Origin of the sequence: Desertibacillus haloalkaliphilus (genome assembly GCF_019039105.1) — a bacterium.
Classification (GTDB): Bacteria; Bacillota; Bacilli; order Bacillales; family KJ1-10-99; genus Desertibacillus; species Desertibacillus haloalkaliphilus.
Window position 1 is genome coordinate 1 of record NZ_JAHPIV010000105.1, and the last position, 451, is coordinate 451.

The window sequence follows — 451 nt, forward strand, 5'->3', positions numbered from 1 at the left end:
TTTTAAAGCCGTATAATCCCTTTAGTTATAGACTTAGAAGGTTAGTCATCTGCAAATTGTCCGTTTTCAAGACAAATCAACCATTAACAGTGTGTAAATTTTGTACACGTGTAAACCAATAGGACAAAATAATGTATTTCCACCAAATCGTATGTTCAATAAAACGTGTTTTAAACAAATTTCCCCGCACAACTGTACGAGAATCTCACAGTTGTGCGGGAAAATTACTCTACTTTTCTTTTACTCTTCTATAATTGCCACAGCTCTCGTCCAGCCAGCACTACCACCTTTAATTTTGACTGGAAAGACAGAGACTTTAAAACCATAAGGAGGTAATTGATCTAAGTTTGCTAGTTTTTCAATTTGACAGTATTCTTTTTCTTTCCCTACAAAATGGGCAGCCCATAATACATCTGGTCTAGGATTACTTTTATAATCCTCTGCTTGTACA

1 pseudogene is annotated in these 451 nt (G+C 35.3%); it reads right to left on the reverse strand.

The window, feature by feature from the left end:
* Positions 1–240 precede the first annotated feature (240 nt).
* Positions 241–451, reverse strand: a pseudogene (locus KH400_RS21060) (cyclase family protein); the annotation flags it as partial.